Origin of the sequence: Pseudomonas spartinae, assembly GCF_965197125.1 — a bacterium.
Classification (GTDB): Bacteria; Pseudomonadota; Gammaproteobacteria; order Pseudomonadales; family Pseudomonadaceae; genus Aquipseudomonas; species Aquipseudomonas composti_A.
On the sequence record NZ_CBDAMB010000011.1, the window covers coordinates 109,971 to 133,533 of the forward strand.

Annotated in this window: 20 protein-coding genes, 1 rRNA gene and 3 pseudogenes; 12 read left to right on the forward strand and 12 right to left on the reverse strand. The window is 62.7% G+C overall.

Annotation, left to right across the window (positions count from 1 at the left end; translation table 11 throughout):
• Nucleotides 1-197: 197 nt before the first annotated feature.
• A pseudogene (locus tag ACN8M7_RS21260) lies at nucleotides 198-1,119 on the reverse strand (LysR family transcriptional regulator).
• A gap of 140 nt (nucleotides 1,120-1,259) precedes the next feature.
• On the opposite strand from ACN8M7_RS21260, the gene ACN8M7_RS21265 reads away from it, so the two are divergent.
• Entirely contained in the window at nucleotides 1,260-1,655 is a 396-nt protein-coding gene (locus ACN8M7_RS21265) for a RidA family protein (RefSeq protein ID WP_490262089.1), read from the forward strand.
• A 46-nt stretch (nucleotides 1,656-1,701) separates the two neighbouring features.
• On the opposite strand, the gene nfsB is transcribed toward ACN8M7_RS21265, so the two are convergent.
• The gene (gene nfsB, locus ACN8M7_RS21270; RefSeq protein ID WP_490262090.1) at nucleotides 1,702-2,352 is read right to left on the reverse strand and encodes an oxygen-insensitive NAD(P)H nitroreductase; all 651 of its coding nucleotides are present in this window, start codon (nucleotides 2,350-2,352) and stop codon (nucleotides 1,702-1,704) included.
• Nucleotides 2,353-2,567: 215 nt separating this feature from the next.
• The gene (pdxY, locus tag ACN8M7_RS21275; protein WP_490262091.1) at nucleotides 2,568-3,446 is read right to left on the reverse strand and encodes a pyridoxal kinase PdxY; all 879 of its coding nucleotides are present in this window, start codon (nucleotides 3,444-3,446) and stop codon (nucleotides 2,568-2,570) included.
• A 233-nt stretch (nucleotides 3,447-3,679) separates the two neighbouring features.
• Between pdxY and hchA the strand changes: the two genes are divergently transcribed.
• The 4 genes from hchA (at nucleotide 3,680) to ACN8M7_RS21295 (ending at nucleotide 8,631) form a co-directional block, all read left to right on the forward strand.
• The gene (gene hchA / locus ACN8M7_RS21280) at nucleotides 3,680-4,558 is read left to right on the forward strand and encodes a glyoxalase III HchA (RefSeq protein WP_490262092.1); all 879 of its coding nucleotides are present in this window, start codon (nucleotides 3,680-3,682) and stop codon (nucleotides 4,556-4,558) included.
• Nucleotides 4,555-5,274, forward strand: coding sequence for a PA1136 family autoinducer-binding transcriptional regulator (locus tag ACN8M7_RS21285; protein ID WP_490262093.1), 720 nt, complete (start codon nucleotides 4,555-4,557; stop codon nucleotides 5,272-5,274). Before hchA ends, ACN8M7_RS21285 begins: the two co-directional genes overlap by 4 nt.
• Before the next feature lie 257 nt (nucleotides 5,275-5,531).
• Nucleotides 5,532-7,436 carry a patatin-like phospholipase family protein gene (locus tag ACN8M7_RS21290; RefSeq protein WP_490262094.1) on the forward strand — a complete coding sequence of 635 codons (1,905 nt, stop codon included), beginning with the start codon at nucleotides 5,532-5,534 and terminating at the stop codon, nucleotides 7,434-7,436.
• A gap of 229 nt (nucleotides 7,437-7,665) precedes the next feature.
• A complete protein-coding gene (locus tag ACN8M7_RS21295) occupies nucleotides 7,666-8,631 on the forward strand; it encodes an NAD-dependent epimerase/dehydratase family protein (protein ID WP_490262107.1) in 966 nt (321 codons plus the stop codon).
• Here the strand turns inward: ACN8M7_RS21295 and ACN8M7_RS21300 are convergent.
• Nucleotides 8,597-9,124, reverse strand: coding sequence for a MerR family transcriptional regulator (locus tag ACN8M7_RS21300; protein ID WP_490262095.1), 528 nt, complete (start codon nucleotides 9,122-9,124; stop codon nucleotides 8,597-8,599). The genes ACN8M7_RS21295 and ACN8M7_RS21300 overlap by 35 nt on opposite strands.
• Nucleotides 9,125-9,416: 292 nt before the next feature.
• Between ACN8M7_RS21300 and ACN8M7_RS21305 the strand changes: the two genes are divergently transcribed.
• The gene (locus ACN8M7_RS21305) at nucleotides 9,417-11,003 is read left to right on the forward strand and encodes an ABC-F family ATPase (RefSeq protein WP_490262096.1); all 1,587 of its coding nucleotides are present in this window, start codon (nucleotides 9,417-9,419) and stop codon (nucleotides 11,001-11,003) included.
• Between the two features lie 59 nt (nucleotides 11,004-11,062).
• Here the strand turns inward: ACN8M7_RS21305 and ACN8M7_RS21310 are convergent, their stop codons facing one another.
• The gene (locus ACN8M7_RS21310; protein WP_490262097.1) at nucleotides 11,063-11,671 is read right to left on the reverse strand and encodes an FMN-dependent NADH-azoreductase; all 609 of its coding nucleotides are present in this window, start codon (nucleotides 11,669-11,671) and stop codon (nucleotides 11,063-11,065) included.
• A gap of 119 nt (nucleotides 11,672-11,790) precedes the next feature.
• Here ACN8M7_RS21310 and ACN8M7_RS21315 point away from each other — a divergent pair, with 119 nt between their 5' ends.
• Nucleotides 11,791-12,693, forward strand: a complete 903-nt coding sequence (locus tag ACN8M7_RS21315; RefSeq protein ID WP_490262098.1) for a LysR substrate-binding domain-containing protein — start codon at nucleotides 11,791-11,793, stop codon at nucleotides 12,691-12,693.
• 1 nt (nucleotide 12,694) lies between these two features.
• On the opposite strand, the gene ACN8M7_RS21320 is transcribed toward ACN8M7_RS21315, so the two are convergent.
• Both ACN8M7_RS21320 and ACN8M7_RS21325 read right to left on the reverse strand, forming a co-directional pair.
• A complete protein-coding gene (locus tag ACN8M7_RS21320) occupies nucleotides 12,695-14,377 on the reverse strand; it encodes a methyl-accepting chemotaxis protein (protein ID WP_490262099.1) in 1,683 nt (560 codons plus the stop codon).
• 115 nt (nucleotides 14,378-14,492) lie between these two features.
• Nucleotides 14,493-15,812: a Na+/H+ antiporter family protein gene (locus tag ACN8M7_RS21325; protein ID WP_490262100.1), complete on the reverse strand. Its 1,320-nt coding sequence runs from the start codon at nucleotides 15,810-15,812 to the stop codon at nucleotides 14,493-14,495.
• A 420-nt stretch (nucleotides 15,813-16,232) separates the two neighbouring features.
• Here ACN8M7_RS21325 and ACN8M7_RS21330 point away from each other — a divergent pair.
• The 3 genes and pseudogenes from ACN8M7_RS21330 to ACN8M7_RS21340 form a co-directional block, all read left to right on the forward strand.
• Nucleotides 16,233-17,300: pseudogene (locus tag ACN8M7_RS21330) on the forward strand (cache domain-containing protein); the annotation flags it as partial.
• A gap of 345 nt (nucleotides 17,301-17,645) precedes the next feature.
• A pseudogene (locus tag ACN8M7_RS21335) lies at nucleotides 17,646-18,158 on the forward strand (methyl-accepting chemotaxis protein); the annotation flags it as partial.
• 122 nt (nucleotides 18,159-18,280) lie between these two features.
• Nucleotides 18,281-18,877 carry an NADPH-dependent FMN reductase gene (locus ACN8M7_RS21340; protein WP_490262101.1) on the forward strand — a complete coding sequence of 199 codons (597 nt, stop codon included), beginning with the start codon at nucleotides 18,281-18,283 and terminating at the stop codon, nucleotides 18,875-18,877.
• 77 nt (nucleotides 18,878-18,954) lie between these two features.
• Here ACN8M7_RS21340 and ACN8M7_RS21345 read toward each other — a convergent pair whose 3' ends face one another.
• The 4 genes from ACN8M7_RS21345 to ACN8M7_RS21360 are packed head-to-tail and all read right to left on the reverse strand — an operon-like array spanning nucleotide 18,955 to nucleotide 21,555.
• On the reverse strand, nucleotides 18,955-20,268 hold the full coding sequence (locus ACN8M7_RS21345; protein WP_490262102.1) for an ATP-binding protein: 1,314 nt from the start codon (nucleotides 20,266-20,268) through the stop codon (nucleotides 18,955-18,957).
• On the reverse strand, nucleotides 20,265-20,933 hold the full coding sequence (locus ACN8M7_RS21350) for a response regulator transcription factor (protein WP_061237934.1): 669 nt from the start codon (nucleotides 20,931-20,933) through the stop codon (nucleotides 20,265-20,267). Before ACN8M7_RS21350 ends, ACN8M7_RS21345 begins: the two co-directional genes overlap by 4 nt.
• A complete protein-coding gene (locus tag ACN8M7_RS21355; protein WP_061237933.1) occupies nucleotides 20,933-21,247 on the reverse strand; it encodes a PepSY domain-containing protein in 315 nt (104 codons plus the stop codon). The genes ACN8M7_RS21350 and ACN8M7_RS21355 overlap by 1 nt, the downstream gene beginning before the upstream one ends.
• Complete coding sequence (locus ACN8M7_RS21360; protein WP_490262103.1) at nucleotides 21,247-21,555, reverse strand: PepSY domain-containing protein; 309 nt, start codon at nucleotides 21,553-21,555, stop codon at nucleotides 21,247-21,249. The genes ACN8M7_RS21355 and ACN8M7_RS21360 overlap by 1 nt, the downstream gene beginning before the upstream one ends.
• A 145-nt stretch (nucleotides 21,556-21,700) precedes the next feature.
• On the opposite strand from ACN8M7_RS21360, the gene ACN8M7_RS21365 reads away from it, so the two are divergent.
• Nucleotides 21,701-22,780 carry a patatin-like phospholipase family protein gene (locus ACN8M7_RS21365; protein WP_490262104.1) on the forward strand — a complete coding sequence of 360 codons (1,080 nt, stop codon included), beginning with the start codon at nucleotides 21,701-21,703 and terminating at the stop codon, nucleotides 22,778-22,780.
• Nucleotides 22,781-22,895: 115 nt separating this feature from the next.
• Nucleotides 22,896-23,252: a 6-carboxytetrahydropterin synthase QueD gene (gene queD, locus ACN8M7_RS21370; RefSeq protein ID WP_021488842.1), complete on the forward strand. Its 357-nt coding sequence runs from the start codon at nucleotides 22,896-22,898 to the stop codon at nucleotides 23,250-23,252.
• 195 nt (nucleotides 23,253-23,447) lie between these two features.
• Here the strand turns inward: queD and rrf are convergent.
• Nucleotides 23,448-23,563, reverse strand: a 5S ribosomal RNA gene (gene rrf / locus ACN8M7_RS21375).

Below are 23,563 nucleotides of genomic sequence, written 5' to 3' on the forward strand. Positions count from 1 at the left end.
ACCAAAGAGAATGATCGTTCTCAATAAAGTAGAACGATCATTCTCTTTGGTCAATCGATTTCTCATAAAGCGAAGGCGAGCGGTAGATCAGTAGAACCTGCCAACGCTTCAGAAGCCCGAGTGCGCGGGCGTGACAGCATTGATCCATGGGGCGCGGCGCCCTGCTCTGCAGATACACCTTGCAGGCTGAAAACAGCTCAGCGCCGCGCCAACACTGGCGCATGCTCGGCCATCAGCTCCACCACCCAATCGATGAACACCCGCAGCTTGGCGCTGACATGGCGGTTCGGCGGGAAAGCCAGGTACATCGGCATCGGCGTCATCGACCAATCCTCGAACAGGCGCACCAACTCGCCGCCGGCCAGGTGCGGCTTGGCCATGTAGTGCGGGAGCCAGAGCATGCCAAGCCCCGCCAGCCCTGCGGCCAGGTAGGCGTTGCCATCGTCGACGACAAGCACCGGACGCCCCTGCGCTTCGATGCGCTCCTCTCCCCGCTGCATGGCATAGGGCAAGGCCCTATGCCATGCGTGACCAGAGAAAGCCCACCGTGCTGTGGCCTGCTGCCTGCAGCTCGCGTGGGTGTGCCGGCGTTCCGGCACGCTGCAGATACCCCGGCGTGGCGTAGATACCAAGTTGCAGATCGCCAATATGGCGCGCCACCAGCGATTGATCGGTGATCGCGCCGCCACGCACCACGCAATCGACGTTCTCGCCAATGATGTCGACGATGCGATCACTGACGCCCAGAGTCAGCTGGATCTCTGGATAGCGCGCATAGAAGCCGGGCAGCGCCGGAATCAGCAGCATGCGCGCGAAGGGGCTGGGCACATCCACCCGCAAGCGGCCGCGCGGCGCCAGCGCAGCACTGGACAGGCTGGTCTCCGCGTCATCGACATCGGCCAGTAGACGCACCACGCGCTCGTAGTAGGCGGCGCCATCGGCCGTAACGTTGACCTTGCGCGTGGTGCGGTTGAGCAGACGCACGCGCAGGCGCGCCTCCAGTTGCTGGACCAGTTGCGTCACGCTGGTCTTGCTCATGTGCAAGGTCGCAGCCGCCTTGGTGAAACTGCCGGTTTCCACCACCCGGGCGAAGGCCTGCATCGCGTCGAAACGGTCCATCTCGCATCACTCTTAGCCGTTGATTGTTTGGATTCTACAAACAGTCATGACCAGAGTTGCTCGTTTATCCAGTTCGGTCGCACTTCTAGAGTGGCCTCATCGACAACAGCGGGCCGCATTGGCCCTCGACGGAGGCAACGATGACAAACAAACGAGATGTGGTTTTCCCGGCCGAGCGCCATGACCTGTACGAACGGCACCGCTATTCGCCAGCGCTTCGTTCCAATGGCTTTCTGTTCGTATCCGGCCAGGTCGGCAGTCGCAAGGATGGTTCGCCCGAACCCGACCTGAAAGATCAGGTGCGCCTGGCCTTCGCCAACCTCAATGCGATCCTCGCCGAGGCTGGCTGCAGCTTCGAAGACGTGGTCGACACCACGATCTTCATGGTCGATCCGCACGCGAAATTCGAAACCATCTGGGAAGTGGCAGCCGATTATTGGGGCGAGGCACCCTACCCGACGGTGACCGCCATTGGCGTGACCTGGCTGTCCGGCTTCGACTTCGAGATCAAGGTGATCGCCAGGCTGCCGGAATGAACGACAACCTGGCCCCTCTGCGCATCGGCACAGAGAGGCAGAGCACTCAGAGGTGGGTGAATACCCGCTCGGCCGGCAAACGGGATTTGGGCAGCGCGGCGTTGAAATCGCTGTCGCTGCGATAACCCAGCGCCACCGCCACCATGCTGCTCAGCCCCTGAACGGCCAGCCCAAGCTCCTCATCCAGCGCCTCGCGGTCGATGCCTTCCATCGGCGTGGCGTCCACGCCTTTGGCCGCAGCGCCCAGGAGCAAGGTGCCCAACGCCAGATACGCCTGTTTCTCCGCCCAGTGCGGAATGTCACCTAAGCCGCGGTGCAGTTCGACGTAGCTGCTGCGAGTGTTGTGCTGGGTGGTGCGCGCCGCGTCATCGCGAAAGCGCCCATCGTCAGCTTCCTGCTGCAGCACATTGGCCAGGTGAGCATCGTCGAGATCGCGGCGGGCGCAGATGAGGATCACATGCGAGGCATTGAGGATCTTCGGCTGGTTGTAGGCAAAGCCAGCCTGAGCGCCCTTGGCCAGGCGAGCCTTGCCTTCGGCGGTGCTCGCCACGACGAAGTGCCAGGGCTGCGAATTGACCGAAGACGGCGACAGACGCAGCAATTCCAACAGCTCGTCGATAATCGCCTGATCAACCTGGCGACTCGCATCGTACGCCTTGGTGGTGTAACGCTGACGGGCAAAGGAAGCGGGGCTCATGAACACTCTCCTGATCGAGGGATAACGAAAAAATGCTGGCTAGTCTGCAGCATGCGCCTGCACTAAAAAAGCGGGCAAAGTCGCTAGGAGTTTCAAAGAAACATTGAAAATGCAGGCCATTCCAAGCCCCTGAGAAGCACACCAGCACAGCTAAGGGGTGTCCACGCGCCAGCCTGGCAAAACCCGAGACCGGGATCGGCAGCGCAAGCCCTGATCTAAGCCATGGGAACCGGATGTGCCACGAAACGCTCGGCAGGCGCCACGATCTGCTCCTGCGCAGCCACCAGTGGCAGATCGCGCGAACCTTCAGGGGTCTGCTCGACCAGCGCGTAGAGCGTTGCCGTGGCCAGCGCCAGCGCTTGCGGCAACGCCTGCCCGGCCAACAGACGCCCCAGCAAGGTCGCCGAGAACACATCCCCCATGCCGTTGGGCAGTGGGTGCCGCGCCAGGTGCGGCGTGGTTACCAGCCAGGCGCCCTCTCCGTTCACAGCCAGGGTGCCCAACTCGCCGTCAGGAATATCCGGCGTCGCCAGGCTGGTGACGACCACCACGTCCGGGCCGCGGCCCCGCAGTTGCCGGGCAATTTTCACCGCTTCCTGCAAGCTGCTCAGCTTTGCTCCAGTGAGCAGCTCGAACTCGAACTGGTTGGGCGTGATGATATTGGCGAAGGGAATCGCCTGGTCGCGCAGGAAGTCAGGAATCGCGGGGTTGACGAACACGCCGCGCCCGACGTCGCCCATCACCGGGTCGCACAGGTAGCGCACATCGGGATTGTGCTGACGGATCTCACCCACCGCCTCGAGAATCACCCGCCCGCTGTCGGCATCGCCCAGGTAGCCGGAAAGCACCGCTGACAACCTTGGCAGCACACCGCGCTCTCGCAGCCCCAGCAGCACCTCGCGTACATGCTCGGCACCGAACACCTGGCCTCGGAACTGACCGTAGCCGGTGTGGTTGGAAAACTGCACGGTATGGATCGGCAACACCTCGAAGCCCAACCGCTGCAAGGGGAACACCGCAGCGGCGTTGCCGACATGCCCCCAGGCAACGTGAGACTGAATGGACAGGACGAGGGGCGGTAGCGTGGCGCTCATGGCGATCTCTGCTGGATGGATACGACGTGACGCAGATTATTCGCCATGCGCCGCGGGCATTCCACCCCGAGCACAACCTGGCAACTGGCGCTCGATTTCCCTGAATGGACATCCGGCGGGCACTGCAGCAGCGCTGCGTGGGTCCATAACGTTGAGGGAAATCCCTCATTGTCGGCCCCAGGCCACCGCACTAGTCTGGCTCTCACCACGCGCCTCTCTCGAAGGAGAACACCATGACGACCTCGCACAACGACGACAAGCGCCCCACTCCCGATCCGGCGGAAGACAACGCCTTCTTCCCCTCGCCCTACTCGCTCAACCAGTTCACCTCGGCTAAATCCGATCTCAGCGGCGCCGACTACCCGAACCCGTACAAGGGCGGGCGCTGGAAAATCCTGCTGATCGGCGCCGACGAGCGTTACCTGCTGACCGACAACGGCACGATGTTCTCCACCGGCAATCACCCGGTCGAAACCCTGCTGCCCATGTATCACCTCGACAAGGCCGGTTTTGCCTTCGATGTCGCCACCCTGTCCGGCAACCCGGTGAAATTCGAATTCTGGGCCATGCCCTCCGAAGACGCAGAGGTAAAGGGCCTGTATGACAAATACCGTGACCGCTTCAAGAGCCCGCTCAAACTGGCCGACGTCATCGAAAAAGCCCTGGGCGATGACTCCGACTACATCGGCGTATTCATCCCCGGCGGCCACGGCGCCCTGATCGGCCTGCCCGAGAGCCACGAGATGAAACAGGTGCTGCAGTGGGCCGTTGCCAAGGACAAGTTCGTCATTTCCCTGTGCCACGGCCCGGCAGCCTTGCTGGCGGCCGGCCTGGATGAGTCCGCCAGCACCTGCGCCTTCAACGGCTATCGCATCTGCGCATTTCCCGATGCCCTCGACGCGACAACGCCGGACATCGGCTACATGCCGGGCCACCTGACCTGGAAATTCGGCGAACGCCTGCAGGCACTGGGCATCGAGATCATCAATCAGGACATCTCCGGTGCGACGCACCAGGATCGCAAGCTGCTGACCGGCGACAGCCCGCTGGCAGGCAACAACCTGGGCAAACTGGCAGCGGCGGCGCTGCTCGAAGAGGTCGCGACGAAGTGACGGACTCGCCGGCCGTGGCCGCCATGCGCGCCGTGCTCGAGATCGAGGCGGCGCAGGGTCTCGAAGCGATCAAGAAAGCCGTACGAGGGTTCGCCATACCTTACGGCTATGACCGCTTCGTGCTGTTTTCCGCCTCGGCGGCGAACGAGGACGTCATCGAACGCATTCTCTGGGTGGAAGGTGACTGGTTCGGCGACGATCAGCCCGTCGACGCCAAGACCTATGTGCGGCGCTGCCCGGTCACGCGCCACCTGCTCGATGCGCGCGATGCTTTCTTCTGGATCAAGGTGCAGGAGCAGGACGGTGAACGCTACCAGGTGGTTCGCACACCAAAGGGTTCAGGCGTTCAGGGCCTGCAGGTGCCCGTGTTCGGCCCTCGCGGTCTGGAAGGCGCCATGAGCCTGGGTGGAACACGGCTAGACGGCTCACCCCAGGTACGCCTGGGCCTCGGACAGGTCGCCAGCGCCGCATTCTTCTACGCCCACAAGCTGCTCGAAGCCCCGCTCGTTGAAGGGCTCGGCAGGCTCACGCCACGTGAGCGCGAAGTGCTGGCATGGACAGCGGCCGGCCGGCGCCAGGCGGACATCGCGACGACGCTCGGCCTGTCGGAACGTACGGTGGAGAATCACCTGCGTTCGGCACGCCAGCGCCTCGGTGTAACCACGACGGCGCAGGCCATCCGCACCGCCATCCGCAATGGTGAGATCGACAGCTGAGGTCATTTTTCGCCCAACTTGCCCGCACACCCACAAGATGAGGTTTGTGTAACCTGTTCGATGACCTTTGGGGCGGCCAGCAGAATCAGGTCGTCCAGCGCTGCGATTGTCACGCGCATCTGCGCCTGCGACCTCTGATCGCAGACCTTCCCTGGCGCCACTTGCTGCCCGCCTTCGCACGCAATACTGGCACGTCGCCATAAAAGCCGCGTTATCATGCCCGCGCCAGCGTTCGATATGACCACAAGGAGCAGTAGATGAGCGATTCGCGCCAGACGGCCTTTGCCCGCGAATGCGACCTGATCATGAAGGGAGGCATCACCAGCGGCATCGTCTACCCGCTGGCCATCACCGAGATTGCCAAGGCGTTTCGCCTGCGCAGTATCGGCGGCACCAGTGCTGGCGCCATCGCCGCGGCGGCAGCGGCCGCGGCCGAGCTGGGCCGCCAGCGCTATCAGCACGGTGAGTTGAACAACGACCCTGGCGGCTTCGCCGAAATCGAACGGCTACCCGCACATCTGTGCATGCCCGCTGCAGAAGGCCGCGGCACCAAGCTGCTGGCGCTGTTCAAACCGCGCTCCTCGTTGCGCACACTGTTCGACACCTTCATCGCCATCCTCGAAAGCAAAGGCCGAGGCCCCGGGGCGCGAGTTTTCGCGCCACTCAAGGTCATGCTCATGCGGCACAAGCCTACCGCGCTGATTGGCGCCCTGCTGGCGGGTGGGCCGCTATGGTGGGTCGCGATCAACAGCGCCAGCATGCTGGTCTGGCTCTGGGTACTGCTGTTCGCCGCACTCGGTAGTTTGGTAGCCGTGCTCGGGCGCATGGCCATCGTGGCACTGCGTGAATTGCCAGCGAACGGTTTCGGCCTGTGCAGCGGTATGCCCGCCGCCGAGGACAAGGCCCCGCATGAAGCCCTGACCGCCTGGCTGACCCAGTACCTCGACCAGCTCAGCGGCCAGCACGAATACTGCGCCGGTCAGGCCGACGCCATCGAGTGCGGGCGGCCCTTGACCTTCGGCGATCTGCGTCGCCATGGCATCGACCTGCAGATGATGACCACCTGCCTGAGCATGGCGCGGCCGTTCCGCCTGCCCTTTCGTGACGACGACAAGGTTCGCGAGAACAACCAGTTCCATTTCCGCCAGGAGGAATTCGCCAAGCTGTTCCCGCAGCCTGTTGTGGCCTGGATGAGCGCTCACCAGCGCCCCGGCGATGATCGTGGCGACGGTTACCTGCGCCTGCCATTGCCCGATGACCTGCCGGTGATCGTTGCCGTGCGCATGAGCCTGAGCTTTCCCCTGCTGCTCAGCGCCGTGCCATTGCATGCCGTGGACTACCGCAAGGCCGAGAAAAAGCTGGAGCGCTGCTGGTTCACCGACGGTGGCATCAGCTCCAATTTTCCCATCCACTTCTTCGATGCCGCGCTGCCCAGGCGCCCCACCTTCGGCCTGGACCTGGGGCCGACTGACGGTACCGACGCACAACGCGTACGCTTCCCACGCAACAATGGCGATGCGCGACTTGCCTACTGGCGCCGCTTTCCCCAAACGGGCTTGCCTGCCCTACGGGGCTTTCTCGCCCTGCTCAGCAATGTCGCCAAGGACTGGAACCACGAAACCCTCTCGTTGATGCCCGGCTTTCGCGACCGTATCGGCCTGATCCAGCTGACCCGTGAGGAAGGCGGCCTCAACCTGACCATGCCCACCGAACGCATCGAGCGGCTGACCCGCTACGGACGTGAAGCCGGCCAGCAGTTCGTCCTGCGCTTCGGCGCCCCGCAGCACTGGCAGCCAGGCGCCCAGGCCTCGTCGATGAACTGGGAGAATCACCAGATCATTCGTCTGCGCCTGCAACTGGCCAGCGTCGCCGAACAACTGCAGAGCCTGGAAAGAGCCTGCCGCGAACTGCACGGCAGCGAGCAGGATTACCAACGCTTTTTCAACGTCGATGCCAAACGCTACAGCTACCCCTTCAAAGGCCTCAGCGATCTGCAACAGGACCCGGACACCGGCCTGTACCGCACCCAGGCTGGCCTGGCCCAGGCCATGCTGGGCAAGCTGCGGGAGATCGCCCAGATGATCGAACAGCACCCGGACAGCCACCCGGTGATAGGCGCCCCCAAACCCACGCCCGAACTCAAACTGCGGCCACGCCTTTAGGAGCGACAAATCCCGAGGTTCCCAGAGCGAATACGCCGAGAACCTTGGCTGCCCGCAGTGACGAGTGGCTAAAGCCGCGCGTTTACGCGCACACCCGCCTCGATCAAGACTGCCGGCGAAACCTATCGCCCTCCGCACCAGAGCAACGCTTGACTCTGCCCCTAGGGGCAACCTGCATGCTGCCGGCTCCATTTCAGATTGAGCTGGATAACTGATGAATACGCTATCGATGGTGACGGGTGCCAACGGACATCTTGGCAACAATCTGGTTCGGCAGTTGCTCGCCCGTGGGCAACAAGTACGTGCCGGCGTTCGCGCCCCCGCAGACAGCTCTGTGTTGCACGGGCTTGGTTGCGAGGTGGTACGCGCGCAACTGCAGGACATCGACTCCCTGCGGCAATCGCTACAAGGGGTCGATGTGCTGTACCAGGTGGCCGCCGTGTTCAAGCATTGGGCCAAGAACCCGCAGACCGAGATTGTCGACGTCAATGTACAAGGCACGCGCAATATCATGCGTGCCGCTGCCGAAGCAGGTGTGCGCCGCGTCGTCTACGTCAGCTCCGTCGCTGCCGTTGGTCACAACGGCCAGTATCTGGATGAAACTGTCTGGAATGACGATCAGCAGAATCCGTACTACCGCTCGAAGGTGCTCTCCGAGCGAGCTGCCTGGGAGTCAGCGCAGGCCCACGGCCTGTCCATGGTTGCGGTACTACCTTCGGCGATCATCGGCCCTAATGCCGAGCGCCTGACCGACACCATGGGTTTCCTCGCAGCAGCGCTGACCCGCAAGTTGGTGCTGGATCCTGACTTCCATTTCAATTTCGTCGATGTGCGAGATGTCGCCGACGGCCTGATTCGTGCCGCCGAACGAGGTCGTCCAGGCCAGCGCTACATACTCGCCAACCGCGATTGTTCGTCATTGGGCGACGTGATCGCAGTGCTCGATACGCTCCACCCCGGACAGCGTCTGCCGCCGCGTGCGCCCAAGGCCTTGCTGATGTCGATCGCCCTGCTGCACGCATGGCGCGCACGCCTCACTGGTCAACCGGCCGAGTTGCTGCCTAGCCAGGTGCGAATGTTCCACGGTGTGCGCCAGCGTTATTGCATCGACAAGGCCGTCGACGAACTTGGCTATCACCCGCGACCGCCGCAGGAGGCGCTCAGGACGGCATTCGAGTTTCTGCTGAGCCGCTGACCGTGGACGCGAACTGCTGGTTTATCAGCTGCTGCAACTCCGCCAGGCGCTGCTCCTGAAGCTGCAAGGTGTGCATCTGGGTTTGCAGCTCCAGACGCTTGGCTTCAATCCCCTGATTGGCGAGCGCCAAAGGAAATGGCGCCCCATGTTGCTTGGCTGCCAGCAACTCGGTCATCTCCGTTAACTTGAATCCCACCGACTGCGCCGTGCGGATCATCTTCAACAAAGTCAGGTGAAAAGCTGTGTAACGTCGGTAACTGCCAAGACGCTCTGGGCGGATCAACCCCATCTGCTCGTACAGACGAATGGCTTTGGGCGTACACCCCGACAGCCTGGCCACTTCACCGATGTACATACGCCGCCCTATCCAACGCTCTATTGAAGCGCGCCAGCTTAGTTGCTGTATGGAGCGCTGTCTGCAGATCAGGCGGCGGCGCTTGATCGGGAAAGCAACCGTGTAAGCGCATCTGCACCTCAAGCCTTTCTTGCTCATGCGACGTCTCGACGCGCAGTGCGCTACCGCCAGCTCACACGATGGCTGAAGTTGCGGGTACCAAGTGATACCATTGCGCGCTTCGACGTCGCCCTTAGCAGCACAGGGCCCCGGCGTCACGATGCCCGACACGCCCCTCATGCCCCAACAGCCTTAGCGGCTCGTCTGCCGGCAGGGTCGTAGCCTTCACTCACATGCGCAGGTTCGTCTTCCTCGGTTCGGGCCGGGCTGAATGGCTCGAAGCGGTATCCCCTTTAAACAGCGCACCTCAAGTTACTGATAGGTAAGTCCTTTGATCTCCACCGCTAACATCACCATGCAGTTCGGCGCCAAGCCGCTGTTCGAGAACGTTTCCGTCAAGTTCAACAACGGCAACCGCTACGGCCTAATCGGCGCCAACGGCTGCGGCAAGTCGACCTTCATGAAGATCCTCGGCGGCGATCTGGAGCCTTCGGCCGGCCAGGTGATGCTCGAGCCGAACGTGCGCCTGGGCAAGCTGCGCCAGGATCAGTTCGCCTACGAAGAATTCAACGTGATCGATACCGTGATCATGGGTCACGTGGAGCTGTGGAAGGTCAAGGCCGAGCGCGACCGCATCTATTCGCTGCCGGAAATGAGCGAAGAAGACGGCATGAAGGTCGGTGAGCTGGAGGGCGAGTTCGCCGAGATGGACGGCTACACCGCCGAGTCCCGCGCCGGTGAGTTGCTGCTGGGCCTGGGCATTCCGCTGGAGCAGCACTTCGGCCCGATGAGCGAAGTCGCGCCCGGCTGGAAGCTGCGCGTGCTGCTGGCCCAGGCGCTGTTCGCCGACCCGGACGTGCTGCTGCTCGACGAGCCGACCAACCACCTGGACATCAACACCATCCGCTGGCTGGAATCGATCCTCACGGCGCGCAACAGCACCATGATCATCATTTCCCACGACCGTCACTTCCTCAACGCAGTCTGCACCCACATGGCTGACCTGGATTACGGCGAGCTGCGCCTGTTCCCGGGCAACTACGATGAGTACATGACGGCCTCGACCCAGGCCCGCGAGCAACTGCTGGCCGACAACGCCAAGAAGAAGGCGCAGATCGCCGAGCTGCAGACCTTCGTCAGCCGCTTCTCGGCCAACGCCTCCAAGGCCAAACAGGCCACCAGCCGCGCCAAGCAGATCGACAAGATCCAACTGAGCGAGGTCAAGCCGTCGAGCCGCGTCAGCCCGTTCATTCGCTTCGACCAGAACAAGAAGCTGCACCGTCAGGCCATCACCATCGACAAGCTCAGCAAGGCCTTCGATGACAAGGTGCTGTTCAAGAACTTCAGCTTCCAGATCGAAGCTGGCGAGCGCGTGGCGATTATCGGCCCCAACGGCATCGGCAAGACCACCCTGCTGCGCACCCTGGTCGGCGAGATGACCCCGGATGCCGGCGCCGTGAAATGGACCGACAGCGCCGAAGTCGGCTACTACGCCCAGGATCACGCGCACGACTTCGAAGCCGACGACACCCTGTTCGAGTGGATGGGCCAATGGACCACGGGCGAGCAGAACATCCGCGCCGCGCTGGGCCGCATGCTGTTCTCCTCCGACGAGATCCAGAAGTCGGTGAAGGTGCTCTCCGGTGGTGAGCAGGGCCGCATGCTGTTCGGCAAGCTGGCCTGCCAGAAGCCCAACGTGCTGGTGATGGACGAACCGACCAACCACCTGGACATGGAGTCCATCGAGGCGCTCAACCTGGCGCTGGAGAACTACCCGGGCACGCTGATCTTCGTCAGCCACGACCGCGAGTTCGTCAGTTCCCTGGCCACGCGCATCATCGAGCTGTCGGACAACGGCGTGACCGATTTTTCCGGCACCTACGACGACTACCTGCGCAGCCAGGGCATCATCGTCTGACCCCAGCTGCAGAAACGACAAAGCCCGCTTTCGCGGGCTTTGTCGTTCTAGCGCTCTGCTCAGGCGGTAGCGAACAGCTCGGAGATACGCTGCGCGGCGCCCTGCATGGCTTCGGCACGCGGCTCTTCGCCATAGGCCAGGCCTTCGGCGCGGACGATCTCGATGTCGTCGATGCCGAGGAAGTTCAGCACGCGAATCAGGTAGTCCTCATGCGCCTGGCCGGACGGCTGGCCGGCATGAATGCCACCGGCGCTGGAGGCGATCACCACGGTCTTGCCACCCGCCAGCCCGACCGGGCCATTCTCGGTGTATGTGAACGACTTGCCGGCAACGGCGATGCGGTCGATCCAGGCCTTCAGCTGGCTGGGAATGCTGAAGTTGTACATCGGTGCACCGATGACGATGGCATCGGCAGCCAGAAACTCTTCCAGAGTGCGTTCGGCCAGCTCGGCTTCATGCTTCTGTGCAGCATCACGCAGCTCGGCCGGCGTGCCGGCAGCGACCAGGCTGGCAGCGGAAAAGTGGCTGATCGCATCGCTGGCCAGGTCACGGTAGGTCACCTGAACATTCGGTGCGGTAACTGCCCAGGCTTCGACCACGGCGTGGCTGAGCTGACGGGAAGCGGAGGCATCGCCGAGGATGCTGGAATCGAGGTGCAGTAGTTTCATGGGTTCTCTCCAAAGTGTCGTGCGACAGGGCGACGCGATGGCAGAGATGCTATCCGTGGAGCCAATAGCCGATAAGACGGTAAAAATGCGATAGTTCGTCCCACTGATAGGACGATGATATGCATGACCTCAATGATCTTTTCTATTTCGCCAAGGTAGTCGAGGCTGGCGGTTTCGCTGCAGCCGGGCGCCTGCTGGGCATTCCCAAGTCGCGCCTGTCGCGGCGCATCGCCGAGCTGGAGCAGCGCCTGGGCGCGCGCTTGCTGCAACGCTCGACGCGCAAGCTGGCACTGACCGATATCGGCGAACGCTATCTGCATCATTGCCAGACCATGTTGCTGGAAGCCGAACAGGCCGAGGAAACCGTGGCCAAGCTGACCAGCGAGCCGCGCGGCCGGGTGCGTTTCTCCACGCCGCCTGGCGTGGCCCTGCTGCCCGAGCTGATCAATGAGTTTCTGACTCTCTACCCCAGGGTGCAGTTGGAGGTGGTGCAGACCACCCGCCGTATAGACCTGCTCAACGAAGCGGTGGACGTCGCCCTGCGTGTACGCAACGTCGATGATGAAGAGCCTGGGCTGATTACACGCCGCCTGCTGCCCGCTCGGGCGCATATCGTGGCGCGCCCGGACCTGGTCACCGGGCTGCGCCTGGAGCAACCGGAAGACCTGCAGCAACTGCCGGCCCTGGGCGCCATCGGCGCGGACCGGCGCATCCATCTGCGCTTCTGTCACGACAGGTCTCAGGAGCTTCGCGAGATTGCCCTGGAAGCGCGCCTGGCGGTCGATGACTTCCCCATGCGCAAGGCCGCGGCGCTGGCCGGCGTGGGCATCACCCTGCTACCGACCACGCATTGCCACGAGGAACTGGCCGATGGTCGCCTGATCGCCCTGCTGCCGCAGTGGACGGTACCGCAAGGCCACATCCAGCTGGCCTATACCCACAGGCGCGGCATGTCGCCGGCAGTCCGCGCCTGGATCGACCTGCTCAGCGATGCCTTCAGCCGCAGGAGCTTCCCGCCCTGACTCAGATGCGGAACTGACGCACCAACTCGCCGAGGCGATCGCCCAGGCCAGCCAGGCTGCGTGCCGTCTGCGCCCCACGTTCGGTTTCATCGGCCACGCTGTCCACAGCCCCCGCGATCTGGTGCACGCTGCGGTTGATCTCCTCGGCCACCGCCGTCTGCTCCTCGGCGGCGCTGGCGATCTGCGCGTTCATGGCGTTGATGGTAGCGATCAACTGGGCAATGGCGTCGAGCGATTCGCCGGCCTTGTTGGCCTGCTCGCTGGTGACTTCGCCGGCATCGCTGGAGCGACGCATCGAGGTCACCGACTGCTGCGTACCTTGCTGCAGGCGGTCGATCATGCCCTGGATTTCCTGCGTGCTCTGTTGAGTGCGGCTGGCCAGGGCACGTACCTCATCGGCGACCACGGCGAAACCGCGTCCGGCCTCACCGGCCCGCGCGGCCTCGATGGCGGCGTTCAGCGCCAGCAGGTTGGTCTGCTCGGCGATGGAGCGGATCACGTCGAGCACGCTGACGATGGACTGCACGTCCTGCTGCAGGCTGTCGAGCGATGCACCACTGCTGCGGATATCGTCCACCAGCGAGTGAATACGCTGGATGCTGCCGTCGACCACGCTCTTGGCCGCCTGCCCTTCGCGGTCGGTCTGTTGCGCGGCTTCGGCAGCGCTCTGCGCGCTCTTGGCCACTTCATGAGCGGCAGCCGACATTTCATTGATCGCCGTGGCCACCTGGTCGGTCTCGTGACGCTGCTGCGCCATGGCCTTCTCGGAGCGTTGCGCCTGGTCGGAAACCTGCCCCACCAACTCGGTAAGCTGCCCGGTCATTTCGACGATCTGCCGCACCAGACCATGCACCTTCTCGACGAAACGGTTGAAGGAGCCAGCCAGCTGCCCCAGTTCATCGTTGCTGGTCACGGGCAGACGACGGGTCAGGTCGCCCTCGCCTGCGGCGATATCGTCGAGGTTGGCCTTGATCAGCAGCAACGGGCGCAGGAAGGCGTTGCCCAGCCACACGCCGATCACCCCGAACAGCACCAGCAACACCGCTGCAACGATCACGATACTGGTAAGGATGGTGCCGATGCGCCGATCGATCTCGGCCTGCACTTCGCTGATGCGTGCTTCCACGCCGTCCAGATTGAGCGCGGTGCCAACCGCCATGTCCCACTTGGGCAAGTAGTAGCTGTAGGCGAGCTTGGGCACCATCACCGCCTCGTTGCCCGGCAGCGGCGAGGAGTAATTGACGAAGTAGCTGTTGTTCTTGGCCACGTTGACCAGCTCACGGTTGATGTACACACCGTTCGGGTCACGCCGGTCGGCCAGGCTCTTGCCGACATCCACCGGACTGTCGCCGCGGAACAGACGCACCACGTTGGAATCGTGGCCGAAGAAGTAGCCGTCGGCGCCATATTTGATCTTGGAGAGGATGGCGATGGCCTGCTCGCGACTGGCCGTATCGCCTTGCGTCGCGCCATCGTAGAGCCCCTTCACGGAGCCGAGAGCGATCTGGATGTAGTGCTCCAGCTCACTGCGTTTCTCTTGCAGCAGACGTTCGCGAGTCTCGGCGACCTCATCGGCTGCCATGCTTTGCAGCACCCGCGCCGCCGTGCCGCTGAGCACCAGGGCGAAGAGGAGGACGGGAACCAGCGCAAGTAGTATGACCTTGGCTTTCAGTGTCAGGCGCATTTTTATTGTCCTTATGTGCGAAAGCAAAAACGGGGCTACCGATATATCGGCAGCCCCGCAGAGAAATTAAGCGACCCATCGCGTCAGGAACTTAACTCGGCGCAGACCTGCCTCTCTACAACAGCATAGCGCCGGCCCAACCGAACACCAGCAGTGGCAGGTTGTAGTGCAGGAAAGTGGGCACCACGCTGTCCCAGATATGGTTGTGCTGGCCATCGGCGTTCAGACCTGAGGTTGGCCCGAGTGTGGAATCCGACGCTGGCGATCCGGCATCGCCCAGGGCGCCGGCAGTCCCGACGATGCAGACGATTGCCAGTGGGCTGAAACCCAGTTGCACGCCCAGCGGCACGAAGATCGCGGCAATGATCGGCACCGTCGAGAAGGAGGAGCCGATGCCCATGGTCACCAGCAGCCCGACCAGCAGCATCAGCAGTGCGCCGACCGCCTTGTTATGGCCGATCAATTCTGCCGCACTGTCCACCAGTGCCCTTACCTCACCGGTGGTTTTCATCACCTCGGCGAAACCGGCAGCGGCGATCATGATGAAGCCGATCATGGCCATCATCTTCATGCCTTCGGTGAACAGGCCGTCCGCCTCTTTCCAGCGCACCACGCCGGAAACCGAAAAGATGACGAAACCGACCAGCGCACCGATGATCATCGAGTCCAGCCACAGCTGCACGATGAACGCCGCGGCGATGGCCAGCCCGGCGACCAGCAGGCTCAGCGGGTTGTACTGCACGTCCACGCGCTCGCTCTGCGCGACCTTCTCCAGGTCATAGACCCGCTTGCCGCGGTAGCTGAACAGCACCGCGACGAGCAGTCCGAAAAACATGCCCAGCGCCGGAATGGCCATGGCGTGGGTGATGCTGATGCTGGTGACATCAACACCGGACTTGGCAACGTTGGCCAGCAGGATCTCGTTGAGGAAAATGCCGCCAAAGCCAACCGGCAGGAACATATACGGCGTAATCAGACCGAAGGTCAGCACGCAGGCGATCAGCCGGCGGTCCAGTTGCAACTTGCTCAGCACATAGAGCAGCGGCGGCACCAGCAGCGGGATGAACGCGATATGGATGGGCAGCAGGTTCTGCGAGGAGATCGCCACCGCCAGCAGCAAGCCGATCAGCAGCCACTTCAGCGCCCCTCCGGCACCGTCCTGCTGCTTGCCAACCAGCGCCAGTGCCTTGTCCGCCAGGGCATGAGCCAGGCCTGACCTGGCGATGGCGACCGCGAACGCGCCGAGCAGCGCATAGGACAACGCCACCGTCGCCCCGCCACCGAGCCCCTGATTGAACGCCTGCAGGGTGCCCTCGATGCCCAGGCCGCCGAGCAGACCACCGACCAGCGCTCCGACGATCAGCGCCACGACCACATGCACGCGGCAGAGACTGAGGATCAGCATGACGCCGACCGCGGCGATTACAGCATTCATAGAACATTCCACCTGCAGTGCGTGCCGGCAAGACCGGCGCAAAAAGCCGCGTACTCTGCCGCACGCGGCCTAGCCTGTCAAAACGAGCATACGTTCATAATATCAATCAATACGTGCATAATTCCGACCAAGCCCCACATCGATCAAGAACGCGGGCCCTGTACCGATAACCGTACTAGTCCATGCAGAAAGGAACGCACCATGCTGTTCAGTCGTCTTTCAATCCAGTGGAAGATCACCCTGCTCGCCGGGCTCTGCCTGCTCGCTATCGTCACCTTGCTGGTAGGTGCTTCGCAGTTTCAGTCAAGCCGCAGTGCCAACCTGGTACGCGAAGCCAGCTCCGGCATGCTGGAGGAAAGCGCCAAATTGCGCCTCAAGGCTCGCGGTGAGCTGCAGGCGATCCGTATCCAGCGCTACTTCATGGACGCCTACCAGTACGGCAAGGGATTTTCCAGGCAGATTCTGTTTCTGCGTGAGCAAGCCGAGAAGCGCTTTCTCGATGCCTTCGACCTGCGCGAAGACCTCACGCGCCAGGTACGCACCAGCCTCGAAGCCAACCCGGGCTTGCTCGGACTGTATCTGGTGTTCGAGCCCAACGCGCTGGATGGCAAGGACGAACTCTTCGCCGATCAAGCCGAGCTTGGCAGCAACGAAGGCGGTCGTTTCGCACTGTATTGGTCGCAGGCGACGGTCGGCGAACTGGAATCCGAAGCGATGACCGAAGAGCTGCTCGGCGACACCACCCCTGGTGCCAATGGCGTGGCCTACAACGCCTGGTACACCTGCCCTCGCGATACTCGTCAAGCGTGCGTACTGGAGCCTTACTACGACGAAGTCGGCGGTAAGAAAACGCTGATGACCAGCATCGCCTTCCCCTTGGAGTTGAACGGCAAGATCATCGGCGTGATGGGTCTCGACATCAGCCTGTCCAGCCTGCAGCAGATCAGCGAGCAGGCCAATGCCGAGCTGTATGACGGCCAGGGCCACGTCAGCATCTTCAGTCCCGGCGCGCTGCTCGCAGGCAATAGCCGCGATGGCAGTCTGCTGAGCCAGCCCGTCGAACGCGCCTTTCCCGAAGACGCCAGCGAACTGCGCGGCCTGATCCAGAGCGGCAGCGATGCCGAGTTGCGCCACGGTGACATGCTCCGTGAACTCAGCCCCTTCAAACCCATCCCCGAGGCCAAACCCTGGTCGGTGCTGCTCGAAGTGCCTCAGCAGGTCTTGCTCGAACGTGCCATCAAGCTTGGCGCCCAACTCGATGCCAACCGCGCCAGTGACAGCCTGGTCGCGCTGCTGATGGGGCTCGTCGCGGTGATCGCCGGCCTGCTGCTGATGTGGCTGACCGCGCGCGGCGTGACGCGACCGATTATGGGCGTCGCCGCCATGCTCAAGGACATCGCCAGCGGTGAAGGCGACCTGACCCGTCGCCTGCAATACGCCCGGCAGGACGAACTGGGCGAGTTGGCCGGCTGGTTCAACCGCTTCCTCGATAAACTGCAGCCAATCATCGCCGACGTGAAAAGCAGTGTGATCGACGCTCGCAGCACGGCCGACCAGTCGGCAGCCATCGCCAGCCAGACCAGTGCCGGCATGCAGCAGCAGTATCGCGAAGTCGACCAGGTGGCGACCGCCTTCCAGGAAATGAGCGCCACCGCTCAGGACGTCGCCCACAATGCAGCGCAAGCCGCAGAGGCCGCACGCAATGCCGACCAGGCCAGCCGTGAAGGCCTGCAAGTGATCGATCGCACCACCAGCACCATCGACCTGCTGGCCAATGAAATGAACGTGGCCATGCAGGAAGTCGAAGGCCTTGCCAGCAGCAGCGAGCAGATCGGCTCGGTACTCGAAGTGATTCGCTCGATTGCCGAACAGACCAACCTGCTCGCTCTCAACGCGGCCATTGAAGCCGCTCGCGCGGGGGAAGCCGGTCGCGGCTTTGCCGTGGTCGCCGACGAGGTGCGCAACCTGGCCAAACGCACTCAGGACTCGGTCGAAGAAATTCGCCAGGTGATCGAAGGCCTGCAAAGCGGTACGCGCGAAGTGGTCAGCACCATGCACAGCAGCCATCGCCAGGCTCAGGGCAGCGTCGAACAGGTGCAGCAGGCAGTGGCCGCGCTGCAGCGCATCAGCCAGGCGGTCAGCACCATTACCGACATGAACCTGCAGATCGCCAGTGCGGCCGAGGAACAAAGCTCGGTGGCCGAGGAGATCAACCGCAACGTCGCATCGATCCGCGACGTCACCGAGGCCATCTCCGCGCAGGCCGACGAGTCGGCGCAGGTAAGCCAGAGCCTCAATCGCTTGGCCAATCACCAGCAGGGTCTGATGGATCAGTTCCGCGTGTAGCGGCGAAGGCGCTGACGGAGAACACCTGAGCGTGACGCCAAATCATCCCCGATCTGGCGGCGCGTCCCTTGCAGCGCAGGCAGGCGATCGCCTAGCCTGCGTTCTTTTTTTGGGGAAGCAACATGCTCAATATCGCCTTGGTCGCCGGCTCCAGCCGCAACAACAGCCAATCGGGAAAGGTCGCCCGCGTACTGCGTCAGCGCCTGATCGAGATGGGGCAAACCACTCAGGACACCAGCTGCATCATCGATCTGGGCCTTGCGCCACTGCCGCTGTGGCCCGCTGAAGATGCCGGCCCCTGGTCCATGTACCAGCAACAACTGGCAGCCGCCGATGCAGTGGTGATCATCGCGCCGGAGTGGAACGGCATGGCCTGCCCGGCAATCAAGAACTTCTTCATCTACGCCAGCAAGGCCGAACTGGCGCACAAGCCGGGTCTGCTGGTGGGCGTCTCCTCCGGCATTGGCGGTGCCTACCCGATTGGCGAACTGCGCGCCTCCAGCTACAAGAACTGCCGCCTGTGCTACCTGCCGGAACACCTGATCGTGCGTCAGGTCGAGAAGGTCCTGAACGGCCCGCAACCGGTGGACGAGGCTGATCAGCGACTCCGCGCTCGCATCGATTACGCGCTCGACGTACTGGTGCGCTACGCCCACGCCCTGCAACCGGTGCGCGCCGCCATCAACTTCGACAATCCGGCCTTCGCCAACGGGATGTAAGCAAGCGTGTTACAGGCGCCGCAGTGTGGGTTCGCGGCGCCGAACACAGTGCTTTCGGCGGCTTGCCTGGCCCCGGCTCAACGCCGCGGCAGGCTGACCATCACCCGCAGGCCGCCCAGAGGGCTGTCCTGCAGGTCGATACGGCCATGCCAGGCCTCGATGATATCGCGCACGATACCGAGGCCCAGGCCGTGCCCGGCAATCTGCTCGTCCAGGCGCGTGCCACGGCCCAGCACGGCCTCACGCCCTTCGGCATCGATGCCGGGACCATCATCATCGACACACAGGCAATAGCCCTCTGCACTCTCCTGCACCGTCAACTGCACGCGTTGCTCGGCCCATTTGCAGGCGTTGTCCAGCAGGTTGCCGAGCAACTCCAGCAAGTCTTCACGATCACGCGGCAAAACCAGGCCAGGCGGCGCCTGCCAGTCCAGAGTCAGGCCGCGGTCATGAATCATCGACAAGGTGGCGAACAGCCCCGGCAACTCCTGCGCACAATCGAAGCGCGCCCCCGGCAAGACTTCGCCAGCCAGACGCGCACGCCCCAGCTCACGGCTGAGGCGCTGCTCGATCTGCTCCAGCTGTTCGCGCATGCTCGCGCGTAACGCAGGATGAGCAGCCAGTTCCTCGCGGCCGGCCAGGCTGATCAACACCGCCAGCGGCGTTTTCAGCGCATGGCCAAGGTTGCCCAGGGCATTGCGCGAGCGCTTGAGGGTGTCCTCGGTATGCGCCAACAGGTGGTTGATCTGCGCCACCAGAGATTCCAGCTCTTCGGGCACCTCGGCATCCAGCTCGCTACGGCGGCCCTGCTGCAGCTGCGCGATCTGCTGGCGCACCTGCTCCAGCGGGCGCAGCGCCCGGCGCACGGTATAGCGCTGGGCGATCAGGATCAGCAGCAGCCCCGCACCACCCAGGCCAAGTCCGACCCATTGCATGTGGCGAAAGCTCTGCAGTATCGGTTGGTAGTCCTGCGCCACGCTGATCGACAGGCTCTGCCCATAGCGGCGGTAATCGGCGCGGTAAATCAACAGCAACTGGCCTTGCGGGCCATCGCCCAGCTTGGCCTGCATGCCCGTACCATCGGGCTTGAGCAGCTCGCGATCCCACAACGAGCGCGAACGCCAGCTGCGGTCGGGAAAATCGATGCGAAAGTAGTGCCCGGAAAATTGCCGCTGGAACGAGGGGTCAAGACGTCGTTCATCCAACTGCAGCCCCGCCGGACCGCGCACCAACGCGGCCAGCAGCCCCTGCGCCTCATCGCGTAGATCCTCTTCCAGATAAGCACGCAGGCCACGATCGAAAACCCAGAGACTGGCCTGCGCCAGAACCAGCCCAATCACCAACAGCGTAGCGGCCAGGCCAATGCCGAGCCGACGCTGAATGGACCTCAACCCTGCTCTCCGGTAAAGCGATAGCCCTGCCCACGGCGGGTCTCGATCACGTTGCGCCCGAGCTTGCCGCGCAGACGATTGACGTGCACTTCGATGACGTTGGAGTCGCGCTCGGTCTCACCATCATAAAGGTGGTCGGCGAGATGGCTCTTAGAGAGGATTTGCCCCGGATGCAGCATGAAATAACGCAGCAAGCGAAACTCTGCGGCGGTCAGGTCGATGGCCTCGCCGGCAGCGGTCACGCACTGGCGGCTCTCGTCCAATTGCAAGCCGGCAGACTCCAGTTGCGGTTGGTTAGCCAGCCCATGGGCACGGCGCAACAGCGCCTGGATGCGCAGAGCCAGTTCCTCGGGGTGGAAGGGTTTGGTCAGGTAGTCGTCGGCGCCGGCCTTGAGCCCTTCGATGCGCTCAGCCCATGAGCCACGCGCCGTCAGCACCAGCACCGGTGTGGCCAGGCCACCGGCACGCCACTCCTGAAGCACTTCCAGCCCCGGCTTACCCGGCAAGCCGAGATCGAGAATGATCAGGTCGTAAGGCTCGCTAGCGCCCTGATAGGCCGCATCACGACCGTCGGCCAACCAGTCCACGGCATAGCCTTGGCGCGTCAGGCTGGCGGTCAGTTCATCGGCCAGGGGTACATGGTCTTCCACCAGCAACAGGCGCATCAGTCGTCTTCCTCATCCTTCAGAATATTGCCGTTGCGGGCATCCAGTTCGAGCTCACGCACCACGCCCGATGTGGCCAGAATCTCCACCTCATAAACCAGCACGCCATCTTCCTCCTCCAGTTCCGCCTCAAGCAGAGTCGAGCCTGGGTAAGCCTTGTCGACGTGCTGCATCAACTGCTCGAACGGCATGATGACGCCATCGCGCCGCAAACGCAGGGCTTCATCTTGATCGAGATCACGCGCGACACCCGGAACGCTGGCTAAACCGCTTACCAGCACCAGAAACAGTGCGGTGGTACGTCGAAACTTCATCAATCGTCCTGGTGGTTCTTGAGAATTTTCCCGGTGCTGGCATCCAGCTCCAGGTCCCACTGCACGCCTTGAGCATCGCGCAGCTCGATCTGATAGATATAGCGGCCGTACTCTTCTTCCAGCTCGGTCTCTTCGATACGCGCGCCTGGATGCTGAGCCAGTGCCGTTTCGTTGAGCTTTTCAAAGGATTTGATAGTCCCGGCATCACGTAGACGCAGCGCCTCATCCGGGCCCAGATCACGCGCCTGGGCAATGGTAGCGGCGCTGGCGAGGGTGGCAAGTGTAGCGAGGCTGAGCAATCGTTTCATGTGCTTCTCCAGCAGCGAATCAGTGGCTTCAACTCTAGGCTCAGGCACTTAATTCAAGCTGAATTCACTTACGTCATTCACCACATGAAGTGGCTTGGCCTGCTCGTTCAGCCCTCTATAATCGCCTGTTCGAAAGGAGGCATCGATGAGCGCGATCCATATCAAATCCCCTGCCCTGACCCTCAAGGCAGGTCCCAGAGCCTTGACGCGAATTCGCCAGAACGGCCTGAGCCCGGCGGACGTCGGCATCCTGCCTGGCGCGGCGGGCGGCCCCAAAGGCATTGGTATTCAGGGCCTGGATCTCGCACTGTTTGGCGACTGGCTACCCCGCGCCCCACGCGAGCGCGCCCTGATCGGCGCCTCGATCGGATCCTGGCGCTTCGCCAGTGCCTGTCTGCCAGACCCGACCGCAGGAATTCGGCGACTCGGCGAGCTGTACACCTCGCAGCGCTTCGCCAAGGGCGTGAGCATGGCCGAGGTCTCGGGCAGTTGCCGGCAGATGCTCAGCGAACTGCTAGCGGATCAGGACGCCGCCATCATCGCCAACCCTCACTATCGTCTGCACATCGTCGTGGTGAAGAGCCATGGCCTGCTGCAACACGACCACCGCGGCAAACTCAGCCTCGGTCTGTCATCGGTGATCGGCAACAACTTTCTGGCTCGCCAACGTCTTGGCCGTCACTTTGATCGCGTGATTCTGCACGATGCGCGACAGCTACCTCCCCTGACGCAGCTGAGCGACTTCCGCTCGCACTTCCACGCACTGACTCCGGAAAACCTGCGCCACGCCCTGCTGGCTTCTGGATCGATTCCAATGGTGATGGAAGCCATTCGCGAGATTCCCGGCTTGGAGCCTGGTGCCTATCGCGATGGCGGCCTGCTCGACTACCACCTTGACTTGCCCTACCACGGCGAAGACATCGTGCTCTATCCGCACTTCACCGACCGGGTGATACCGGGCTGGTTCGACAAGAGCATGCCCTGGCGCCGCGGCGACCGCACGCGCCTGCAGGATGTAGTGCTGCTGGCGCCATCTCGCGAATATCTGGCTCGCTTGCCACACGGCAAACTGCCAGATCGCACTGACTTCAAGCGTTACCTGGGCAATGACGAAGGGCGCGAACGTTACTGGCGCCAGGCTATGGCCGAAAGTACGAGGCTCGGAGACGAATTTCTCGAACTGGTCGAAAGTGGCCGCCTGGCAGAACGCCTGCAGCCTCTCTGAAACAAGCGATTGCTCAGCGAGCAGGGCGACGTGATCAGGCGGCAAACGGGCCAGACCTGATAAACTGCACAGCTCAACGCCATTCAGGCGGAATCATTTACGCGAGCGCTGTTCAGTGGAATTGTTCAAAGAGTTCATCTTCGAGGCGGCCCATCGCCTGCCACACGTACCAGAAGGCCACAAATGCGGCCGCCTGCACGGCCACTCCTTCCGAGTCGCCATTTATATCGAAGGTGACGTCGACCCTTATACCGGCTGGATTCGCGACTTCTCGGAGATCAAGGCGATCTTCAAGCCAATCTACGAGCAGCTCGATCACAACTACCTGAACGACATCCCTGGCCTGGAAAACCCGACCAGTGAAGTCTTGGCCAAGTGGATCTGGCAACAGGTCAAACCACTGCTTCCAGAGCTGTCACGCGTACGCATCCACGAAACCTGCACCAGTGGTTGCGAGTATCGCGGCGATTGAGCAGCGCCGAAAACGACAAAGGCCACCTTCAAGGTGGCCTTTTTATTGATCTCTAATTAGCGCCGACAACGCGCAGGGTGCGGCCTGCACACCGACGCGACCGAATAATTGCGCGTTGCGCGTGCACACCCTGCGTTTTCCCGCGCGCAAAGAAGAAACCCCAGACCGCTAGGCGATCTGGGGTTTCGTATAGGAGCTTGACGATGACCTACTCTCACATGGTGAAGCACCACACTACCATCGGCGATGCGTCGTTTCACTACTGAGTTCGGGATGGGATCAGGTGGTTCCAACGCTCTATGGTCGTCAAG

What these genes read in the sequence shown, in the direction of transcription:
- ACN8M7_RS21265 (WP_490262089.1), top strand. Translation starts at nt 1,260, where the DNA reads ATGACAAACAAACGAGATGTGGTTTTCCCGGCCGAGCGCCATGACCTG.
- nfsB (WP_490262090.1), bottom strand. Translation starts at nt 2,352, where the DNA reads ATGAGCCCCGCTTCCTTTGCCCGTCAGCGTTACACCACCAAGGCGTAC.
- pdxY (WP_490262091.1), bottom strand. Translation starts at nt 3,446, where the DNA reads ATGAGCGCCACGCTACCGCCCCTCGTCCTGTCCATTCAGTCTCACGTT.
- hchA (WP_490262092.1), top strand. Translation starts at nt 3,680, where the DNA reads ATGACGACCTCGCACAACGACGACAAGCGCCCCACTCCCGATCCGGCG.
- ACN8M7_RS21290 (WP_490262094.1), top strand. Translation starts at nt 5,532, where the DNA reads ATGAGCGATTCGCGCCAGACGGCCTTTGCCCGCGAATGCGACCTGATC.
- ACN8M7_RS21295 (WP_490262107.1), top strand. Translation starts at nt 7,666, where the DNA reads ATGGTGACGGGTGCCAACGGACATCTTGGCAACAATCTGGTTCGGCAG.
- ACN8M7_RS21300 (WP_490262095.1), bottom strand. Translation starts at nt 9,124, where the DNA reads ATGAGCAAGAAAGGCTTGAGGTGCAGATGCGCTTACACGGTTGCTTTC.
- ACN8M7_RS21310 (WP_490262097.1), bottom strand. Translation starts at nt 11,671, where the DNA reads ATGAAACTACTGCACCTCGATTCCAGCATCCTCGGCGATGCCTCCGCT.
- ACN8M7_RS21315 (WP_490262098.1), top strand. Translation starts at nt 11,791, where the DNA reads ATGCATGACCTCAATGATCTTTTCTATTTCGCCAAGGTAGTCGAGGCT.
- ACN8M7_RS21320 (WP_490262099.1), bottom strand. Translation starts at nt 14,377, where the DNA reads ATGCGCCTGACACTGAAAGCCAAGGTCATACTACTTGCGCTGGTTCCC.
- ACN8M7_RS21325 (WP_490262100.1), bottom strand. Translation starts at nt 15,812, where the DNA reads ATGAATGCTGTAATCGCCGCGGTCGGCGTCATGCTGATCCTCAGTCTC.
- ACN8M7_RS21340 (WP_490262101.1), top strand. Translation starts at nt 18,281, where the DNA reads ATGCTCAATATCGCCTTGGTCGCCGGCTCCAGCCGCAACAACAGCCAA.
- ACN8M7_RS21350 (WP_061237934.1), bottom strand. Translation starts at nt 20,933, where the DNA reads ATGCGCCTGTTGCTGGTGGAAGACCATGTACCCCTGGCCGATGAACTG.
- ACN8M7_RS21355 (WP_061237933.1), bottom strand. Translation starts at nt 21,247, where the DNA reads ATGAAGTTTCGACGTACCACCGCACTGTTTCTGGTGCTGGTAAGCGGT.
- ACN8M7_RS21360 (WP_490262103.1), bottom strand. Translation starts at nt 21,555, where the DNA reads ATGAAACGATTGCTCAGCCTCGCTACACTTGCCACCCTCGCCAGCGCC.
- ACN8M7_RS21365 (WP_490262104.1), top strand. Translation starts at nt 21,701, where the DNA reads ATGAGCGCGATCCATATCAAATCCCCTGCCCTGACCCTCAAGGCAGGT.